Source organism: Mesorhizobium sp. M5C.F.Ca.IN.020.32.2.1, from assembly GCF_004023105.1.
Taxonomy (GTDB): Bacteria; Pseudomonadota; Alphaproteobacteria; order Rhizobiales; family Rhizobiaceae; genus Mesorhizobium; species Mesorhizobium wenxiniae.
In genome coordinates, this window is record NZ_RZSX01000209.1 from 1 (window position 1) to 8,182 (window position 8,182).

Consider the following 8,182-nt stretch of genomic DNA (forward strand, 5'->3'; position numbering starts at 1 on the left):
GAAAAGATCACGCACCGGTGAAGCATTCACCGCGCGCGTCAGGCTCAGCGCATCGGAAAAATACTCCTGCTGGCTCTTGCCGTAACAGGTGCCATGCTTGATCCACTCATGCCTGTCGAGATCAGATGCGGTGCCTGGCATCACCTGATCGAGCTCCGACCGCGTGTTCGGCTCGAGCTCGACCGGCGGCAGGTCCCGCCAGTGCGCCGGATTGTCGTTCGCCCTGTCGGCCGCTGCCACCTCGCAATAGAAATTTCCGTTCGGCTGCGGCCACAGCCCATGCAAGGTGAAATGCCTCGCTTCGAAACCGGCCGCGGTCTGCGCCTTGCATTCGGTCTTGCTGGGCTTGGTTTCGCAAAACGCTGGCTGCCAGCTCAGCGCGAGGACATATTCGGGCCTTCCCGAGATCGGCGCAGCGGACTTCCCCCGGTCGACCGGCGCGGGTGCTGCCGGTTCCGTGGATGCGCTGCCACCCGAAACATGGCCGCAGTCGATCCTCACCCAGCGGCGCTCGGGGTCGGCGCCCGGCACTCGGATCAGATAGTGCGTGGGAGCATCCTTGTTGCCGGCCAGCAGCTCATAGCTCTGTCCCGCATCGGTCGAGATATTGCCGGGATTCTTGCCGTTCTTGATGGCCTGTGTCGCTGGACAGGTGGCGTCGGCCACGAAGGAGCCGCTCATCTTCACTTCGGCCCGAGCAGCACCCGTTAGCAACGCGGCGAGAAGCGCAAATTCGAAAACCAGACCTGTCCGCGTATGCATGAAAGTACCCCGGGGAAAAATGCTGCGGCAACAGACTGCCGCCCTCTCTTGGTATCAAATTCTCCATGTCAGAATTGCGATACCGCGTTGCGACGAACAGCACTGCGGAAAACAAGGCCAACGGATTGACGCAAAACCGGCGTCGGCGCACACAAACGTCCGCAGGCGTGAAAGACGCGTTGGAGACGAAGCGACAATGTCATTCAGCCAGCAGCGCGTGCTCCGATCGCCGACCGGCGCCGAGCTCAACCTTTATCTGAAACGTGCCGAGGGCCGCCCGCGCGCGGTCGTCCAGATTAATCACGGGCTGGCCGAACACGCCGCGCGCTATGTCCGCTTCGCTACCTTTCTGGGTGAGCGCGGCTTCCATGTCTACGCCCATGATCATCGCGGCCATGGCGCAACCAAGGCGCCCGATGCCCCACTCGGCAGGTTCGCTCAAAAACACGGCGGCGCCAAGGTCGTTGCCGATGTCGCCGCTGTGCACGACCTGATCGCCGGCGACCACCCCGGCCTGCCCGTCATCGTCTTCGGCCATTCCATGGGCGGCCTCGTCGCGCTGAATTTCATCCTTCATCATTCGAGCCGCCTGCACGCCGCCGCCATCTGGAACGCTAATTTTTCCGCCGGGCTCGCCAGCCGTGCCGCGCAAATCATCCTGGCCTGGGAAAAATTCCGGCTCGGCTCCGACATGCCGTCGCGTATGCTGCCGCGACTGACCTTCCAGGCCTGGGGCAAAGCCGTCCCCGATCACCGCACGCCGTTCGACTGGCTGTCGCGCGACGCAGCCGAAGTCGACAAGTATATCGCCGATCCGCTATGCGGTTGGGATGCCTCCGTGTCGATGTGGCGCGACCTGTTCGGGTTCGTCTTCGACGGTGCCGACGACACTAATTTTTCCGGTGTCCGCAAGACCCTGCCGATCTGCCTGGTCGGCGGCGAAAAGGACCCCGCCACCGACGGCGGCAGGGCTGTCAGCCATCTCGCTGGCCGCCTGCACAGGATAGGTTTTTCGAATCTCGTTTCAAAGGTTTACGCCGAGACCCGCCACGAAAGTCTGAACGAGGTGAATCGAGATAAAATCATGGACGATTTCGCCGCATGGGCCGACAGCGTGCTGAAATAACGATGATCGACATCAACAAGATCGGGTTTGGCCCATTGCAAGAACCGTGACAGCATCACGCGGGATTGATACAGGCTGCGTTTCCGATCAATCACGGTGATCCATGACTGAGCCTCCGCTGAAAGGTGTCCGCGTAATCGAACTCGCCCGCATCCTGGCCGGACCGTGGGCGGGGCAGATGCTTGCCGATCTCGGCGCCGACGTCATCAAGGTCGAGAGCCCGGATGGCGGCGACGACACCCGCAAATGGGGTCCGCCCTTCGTCATGAGCCATGACGGCGAAAACCTCTCGGCCGCCTACTATCATTCCTGCAATCGCGGCAAGCGCTCCATCGCCATCGATTTCTCGACGCCCGAGGGCGCCGACACAGTGCGCCGGCTGGTCGCCACATCGGACGTTCTGATCGAAAACTTCAAGGTCGGCGGCCTGAAGAAATACGGCCTCGACTATGACAGCCTCAGGGAAATAAACCCTCGGCTGATCTATTGCTCGATCACCGGCTTCGGCCAGGACGGGCCCTATGCGCCGCGCGCCGGCTATGACTTCATCATCCAGGGCATGGGCGGCATGATGTCGATCACCGGCGAGGCCGGCCGCGAGCCGCAAAAGGCCGGTGTCGCCGTCTCCGACATTTTCACCGGCTTGTATTCGGTGATTGCCATCCAAGCCGCACTTCGCCATGCCGAGAAGACCGGCGAAGGCCAGCATATCGACATGGCGCTCTACGACACCCAGATCTCGGCGCTCGGCAACCAGAACCTCAATTATCTGGTCTCCGGAAAATCGCCGGTGCAGATGGGCAACGCGCATATGAACATTGCGCCTTACGAAGTGGTGCCGGTGAAGGACGGCCATATCATCCTGGCGATCGGCAATGACGGCCAGTTCGCTAAATTCTGCGCGGCCATCGGCTTGGACGATCTGCCATCGGACCCCGATTTCGCCACCAATCCCGCCCGGGTCGCCAACCGGGCGAAGCTGCGCGAGCATATAATCGAGGCGCTGAAAACCTTCGATCGCGATCCGCTGCTGGCTAAACTGGAGGCGGCAAGTGTGCCTGCCAGCCCGATCAACACGATCGGGCAGATGTTCGCCGACCCGCAGACCATCGCGCGCGGCATGCGGCTCGACCTCGACGACGGCCACGGCAATCTCTTGCCCTCGGTGCGCGCGCCGATGGTCATGTCGGGCACGCCGCTGGTCTATGAGCGGCCCTCGCCGCGTCTCGGCGAACACACCGAAGAAATCCTTGCCGAACTGGAGAGGTCAGGAAAATGAGGACCGGCGGACAACTGATCGTCGATGCGCTTGAAGCCAACGGCAGCGACCGCATCTATTGCGTGCCCGGGGAATCCTATCTTGCGGTGCTCGACGCGTTGCACGATTCAACGATCCGCACCATCGTCTGCCGCCAGGAAGGCGGTGCTGCAATGATGGCCGACTGCCATGGCCGCCTGACCGGCAAGCCCGGCATCTGCTTCGTCACCCGCGGACCCGGCGCCACCAACGCCTCGGCCGGCATCCACATCGCCATGCAGGATTCGGTTCCCGTCATCCTGTTCATCGGCCAGGTCGCCAGCCATGCCAAGGGGCGCGAGGCTTTTCAAGAGGTCGACTATGTCAGGTTCTTCGGCGATATCGCCAAATGGGTGGTCGAGATCGACGATGCCTCGCGCATTCCCGAATTCGTCACGCGCGCCTTCGCGGTGGCGACGTCCGGCCGCCCCGGCCCGGTCGTCATCTCGCTGCCGGAAGACATGCTGACCAGCCTTGCCGAGGCTCCAGAAGCCCTGCCCCACACGCCGGTCGAAACGCGGCCGGGCGAGGCCGAGCTCGATGCTCTCGAAAAGCTCCTCAACAAGGCGCAGCGCCCTTTCGTTATCCTAGGCGGCACGCGCTGGGATGCGGAGGCCGTCGCGCGAATGCGGACGATCGCCGAAGCCTGGTCGCTGCCGGTCGGCTGCTCCTTCCGCCGCCAGATGCTGTTCGATCATCTCCACCCGAACTATGCCGGTGATGTGGGCATTGGCATCAACCCGAAGCTGGCCACCGCGATCAAGCAGGCCGACCTCGTGTTGCTGATCGGCGGCCGCATGGGCGAGATGCCTTCCTCCGACTACACGCTGCTCAAGAGCCCCTATCCCGACCAGATGCTGGTCCATATCCACGCCGATGCCGGCGAGCTCGGCCGTGTCTACCGGCCGACGCTGGCGATCAACGCCTCGCCTTCCGCGTTCGTCGAAGCCTTCGCCGGGCGCAAACCGGCCGCCACGCCGGTCTGGGCGGATGAAACACCGAAGCTGCACGCAGCCTATCTCGACTGGTCGACTCCGCCCGAAAGTGGTCCCGGCTCCGTCCAGATGGGGCCGATCATGAACTATCTCGAAACGATGCTGCCCGACGACGCGATCCTCACCAACGGCGCCGGCAACTACGCCACCTGGGTGCACCGTTTCCACCGGTCCCGGCGCTTTGCCACGCAGGCCGCCCCCACCTCCGGCTCGATGGGCTATGGCACGCCGGCAGCGGTCGCAGCCAAGGAATTGTTCCCCGAGCGCGATGTGATAGCCTTTGCCGGCGACGGCTGCTTCCTGATGAACGGGCAGGAGTTCGCCACCGCCGTGCAATACGATCTGCCGATCATCGTCATCGTCGTCAACAACGGCATCTACGGCACCATCCGCATGCATCAGGAGCGCGAGTATCCGGGCCGCGTCGTCGCCACCGATCTGCGAAATCCCGACTTTGCGGCTTTGGCCCGCGCCTATGGCGGCCATGGCGAAACGGTCGAGAAGACCGCCGATTTCGCGCCGGCCTTCGAACGCGCGCGTGCCAGCGGCAAGCCGTCGATTGTCGAGATCAGGCTCGACCCCGAGGCCATCACGCCAACCCGCACGATGACCCAGATAAGAGACAGGTCGTGATCCGATAGGAAGGGCTGCCCTTTCCGTTGGCGCAAGACTTGGCTACATCGTCGCCGCCTTCTCGATCTGTCCGCGGATCTCGCCGTCCTTGTGGGCCGCCGTATGGATGTTGATGTAGTATTTGCCGGCCATCAGGTCGGCAGCCTGCGCGTCGGTCAGAATCGCCGCCCCCTTGAACGGGCTTTTCGGAGCGCCCTTGAACGGGACGGCGACGCCGGCATTTTCACCCTTTGCCGCCGGACCGTGAATATGTCCGGCCGTCGCCGGGCCGCTGAGACCTGAATACGTCACGTTCCAGGTGAGCTGTTTCGTGGCGGTGTCGAAGACGAGAGCGGCGGTACCCTTGCCCTCCGTGGTGATGGGCGGATTCTGCTGAGCGCCATCGAGCGTCGCCTTCATCTTCATCATGTCGGCCAAAGCCGGTGAAGCGCATAGGACGGAAGCCGAAACGGCCAGCGCCGAAAGCTTCGGCGAGAAGGATTGCATGCGCATGGGAATCTCCGTTGTGGCGGTGACATCCGCTGAAGCTGGATGCACTGGAACAACGGTTGTGGCGAGCGGATGTTTCCACCGGTAACGGCTATTTTACATCCCAGCAAAAAGGGCCGGTCGCCCGCCCCTTTCCGAATTGCAGGCTGCAGAGGCCAGGTTGATCGCCTCTACCCGACCGCCCTATTGATGGCCCTGCCCTACTTGATCGCCTTGTCGGTGATGGCAGTCGTGTAGGCGCCGGTCGGCTCCTTGGTGATGATCTTCTGGTCGAGCAGCGCCTTGGCGGTGCGCGCGTAGGTCGCCGGGTCGAGTTTGCCGTCGGCATTGTCGATCAGCTTGGCGACTTCGCCCATCATGCGCTTTTGGTGGTTCTCGTCCTGGCCGCCATTGTCCATGACGATGCCGGCCGCCTCGTCGGAATTGTCGACGGCGTATTTCCAGCCCTTCATCGAGGCGCGCACGAAACGCACCATCTTGTCCTCGAAGGCCGGATCCTTGAGCTTGTCCTCCAGGGCATAGAGCCCGTCCTCAAGCAGGTCGTTGCCCATGGCGGAGTAGTTGAAAACGATCAGCTCTTCCGGCTTGTAGCCGGCATCGATGAGCTGCCAATATTCGTTGTAGGTCATGACCGAAATGCAATCCGCCTGCTTCTGGATCAGCGGCTGCACGTCGAAACTCTGCTTCAGCACGGTGACGCCGTCCGGGCCGCCGTCGGTCTTCAGGCCGAGTTTGTTCATCCAGGCGTAGAACGGATATTCGTTGCCGAAGAACCAGACGCCGAGCGTATGTCCCTTGAAGTCGGCTTCGGTCTTGACCGGGCCATCCTTCGGACAGACCAGCTGCATGCCGGCCTTCTTGAACGGTTGGGCGATATTGACCAGCGGCACACCCTTTTCGCGGGCGGCGAGCGCGCCGCCCATCCAGTCAACGATGACGTCGGCGCCGCCGCCGGCGATCACCTGCTCCGGCGCGATATCGGGGCCGCCCGGCTTGATCTCGACCTCGAGGCCCTCGGCCTCGTAGAACCCCTTGTCCTTGGCGACGTAGTAGCCGGCGAACTGGGCCTGCGTGACCCATTTCAGCTGCAGCGTCACCTTGTCCGCGGCCATCGCCTGGAACGCGGCAAGCGACATCGCGCCGGCCAGCATCGAAATAACAAGTCTTTTCATGTTTTTACCCTCTGAAGTTAAGTGTTCACCCTTTAGGATCAGGATCTTCAATGCGCTCCTGATTCCAAACCCGCCACCGCTCTATCCACCACGGACGGAGGGATGCCAAAACGTAACGGCTCTCTCGAAAAGAGCGACCACGCCATAAAAGACCGAACCCGCAAGTGCTGCAACTGCGATTTCGGCCCAGACCATATCGATGTTCATCCGCCCGACTTCGGTCGAAATCCGGAATCCCATGCCGACCACCGGCGTGCCGAAGAACTCCGCGACAATGGCGCCGATCAGCGCCAGCGTCGAATTGATTTTCAGCGCGTTGAAGATGAAGGGGGCTGCCGCCGGCAACCGCAACTTGAACAGCGTCTGCCAGTAACTCGACGCATAGGTGCGCATCAGGTCGCGCTCCATGTGGCCGGAGGCGGCAAGGCCTGCGACCGTATTCACCAGCATCGGGAAGAAGGTCATGATGATGACGACGGCGGCCTTCGACTGCCAGTCGAAGCCGAACCACATGACCATGATCGGCGCCACGCCGATGATCGGCAGCGCCGACACCATGTTGCCAATCGGCAAAAGCCCGCGCCGCAGGAACGGCACGCGGTCGGCCGCGACGGCGGCGAGGAAGCCGGCGCCGCTGCCAACCACATAGCCGAAGATCACCGCCTTGAAGATGGTCTGCCGCACGTCGGCGGCCAGCACCGGCAGCGAATTGGCGATGCGCACGCCGATGGCGCTTGGCGGCGGCAGCAGGATGAAGGGGATGCCCGCGCCGCGCGTCACCGCCTCCCAGATGATCAGGATCCAGGCGCCGAAGATAGCCGGAATGATCAGCCTCAAAGCGGTCGCCGCCCAGCGCGAGGTCGGGCGAAGCGCGGACAGGGCTGTCACGCAGCGCCAGGCCAGAAGCCATGCCGCGGCAAGCAGCAAATAGAAGGATGCGCGAGCGGTCCCCTCATTGCCGGTTATGCCGGCGAGAAGCATCCACGCCGCGCCGTGCGCGCCAAGGAAGAGCAACACCACCCCAATCACCGGTGGGAAATTATCGGCCGCGATTGCCAGAAGCAGCAAAAGGAAAATCAAAGCCACGGTGGCGGCACCATAGCCGGGCGTGGCATTGACAAGCGGCAAAAGAAGGAGCGCTCCGGCAAGAAGGACAAGCGCGGCATACCCCTGCCAGGAACGAGGCGTGATCGACGAAAGGCTGAGGAGATCGCTCATGCCGGCCTCCCGCCCATGGCGCGGTCGACGATGCGCCCGGCCATGCCGACCACCATAACCAGCAGGGCTGCCACGACCGAGCCGGCAACCAGCGCCGACCAGATGTCGATGGTCTGGCTGTAATAGGCGCCGGCAAGCAGCTTGGCGCCGATGCCGGCGACGGCGCCGGTCGGCAGTTCGCCGACGATGGCGCCGACCAGGCTGGCGGCGACCGCCACCTTCATCGAGGTGAACAGGAACGGCACCGACGCCGGCACGCGCAATTTCCAAAAGGTCTGCGAGGGGCTGGCATTGTAGGTGTGCATCAGGTCGAGATGGGTGAGCTCGGGCGAACGCAAACCCTTGACCATGCCGACAGCCACCGGGAAGAACGACAGATAGGTCGAGATCAGCGCCTTCGGGATCAGCCCGGTGACGCCGATCGCCGCCAGCACGACGATGATCATCGGCGCCACCGCCAGGATCGGAATGGTCTGCGAGGCGATGATCC

General features: G+C 63.0%; 8 protein-coding genes. 3 read left to right on the forward strand and 5 right to left on the reverse strand.

The annotated features are described in order from the left end of the window. Nucleotides 1–762 (reverse strand): ribonuclease (locus EOA86_RS12985; RefSeq protein WP_128342010.1); only part of this gene is annotated, 762 nt, incomplete at its 3' end. Nucleotides 763–958: 196 nt separating this feature from the next. On the opposite strand from EOA86_RS12985, the gene EOA86_RS12990 reads away from it, so the two are divergent. The 3 genes from EOA86_RS12990 to EOA86_RS13000 all read left to right on the forward strand — a co-directional run bounded on the left by EOA86_RS12990 (nucleotide 959) and on the right by EOA86_RS13000 (nucleotide 4,813). Then, complete coding sequence (locus EOA86_RS12990; protein WP_128342012.1) at nucleotides 959–1,888, forward strand: alpha/beta hydrolase; 930 nt, start codon at nucleotides 959–961, stop codon at nucleotides 1,886–1,888. A 103-nt stretch (nucleotides 1,889–1,991) separates the two neighbouring features. Continuing rightward, on the forward strand, nucleotides 1,992–3,167 hold the full coding sequence (locus EOA86_RS12995; RefSeq protein ID WP_128342013.1) for a CaiB/BaiF CoA-transferase family protein: 1,176 nt from the start codon (nucleotides 1,992–1,994) through the stop codon (nucleotides 3,165–3,167). Then, nucleotides 3,164–4,813: a thiamine pyrophosphate-binding protein gene (locus EOA86_RS13000; protein ID WP_127208759.1), complete on the forward strand. Its 1,650-nt coding sequence runs from the start codon at nucleotides 3,164–3,166 to the stop codon at nucleotides 4,811–4,813. The genes EOA86_RS12995 and EOA86_RS13000 overlap by 4 nt, the downstream gene beginning before the upstream one ends. A gap of 42 nt (nucleotides 4,814–4,855) precedes the next feature. On the opposite strand, the gene EOA86_RS13005 is transcribed toward EOA86_RS13000, so the two are convergent. The 4 genes from EOA86_RS13005 to EOA86_RS13020 form a co-directional block, all read right to left on the reverse strand. Continuing rightward, entirely contained in the window at nucleotides 4,856–5,305 is a 450-nt protein-coding gene (locus EOA86_RS13005; RefSeq protein ID WP_065009914.1) for a CHRD domain-containing protein, read from the reverse strand. Nucleotides 5,306–5,502: 197 nt separating this feature from the next. Next, nucleotides 5,503–6,474: an ABC transporter substrate-binding protein gene (locus tag EOA86_RS13010; RefSeq protein WP_128342015.1), complete on the reverse strand. Its 972-nt coding sequence runs from the start codon at nucleotides 6,472–6,474 to the stop codon at nucleotides 5,503–5,505. Nucleotides 6,475–6,555: 81 nt separating this feature from the next. Continuing rightward, nucleotides 6,556–7,692, reverse strand: a complete 1,137-nt coding sequence (locus EOA86_RS13015; RefSeq protein WP_128342017.1) for an ABC transporter permease — start codon at nucleotides 7,690–7,692, stop codon at nucleotides 6,556–6,558. Next, the coding region (locus EOA86_RS13020) for an ABC transporter permease subunit (protein ID WP_128342018.1) at nucleotides 7,689–8,182 on the reverse strand (494 nt) is incomplete at its 5' end. The genes EOA86_RS13020 and EOA86_RS13015, both read right to left, overlap by 4 nt.

Excerpts from the sequence above, each read along its gene's own strand:
- EOA86_RS12990 (WP_128342012.1), top strand. The coding sequence starts at position 959 with ATGTCATTCAGCCAGCAGCGCGTGCTCCGATCGCCGACCGGCGCCGAG.
- EOA86_RS13010 (WP_128342015.1), bottom strand. The coding sequence starts at position 6,474 with ATGAAAAGACTTGTTATTTCGATGCTGGCCGGCGCGATGTCGCTTGCC.
- EOA86_RS13015 (WP_128342017.1), bottom strand. The coding sequence starts at position 7,692 with ATGAGCGATCTCCTCAGCCTTTCGTCGATCACGCCTCGTTCCTGGCAG.
- EOA86_RS12995 (WP_128342013.1), top strand. The coding sequence starts at position 1,992 with ATGACTGAGCCTCCGCTGAAAGGTGTCCGCGTAATCGAACTCGCCCGC.
- EOA86_RS13000 (WP_127208759.1), top strand. The coding sequence starts at position 3,164 with ATGAGGACCGGCGGACAACTGATCGTCGATGCGCTTGAAGCCAACGGC.
- EOA86_RS13005 (WP_065009914.1), bottom strand. The coding sequence starts at position 5,305 with ATGCGCATGCAATCCTTCTCGCCGAAGCTTTCGGCGCTGGCCGTTTCG.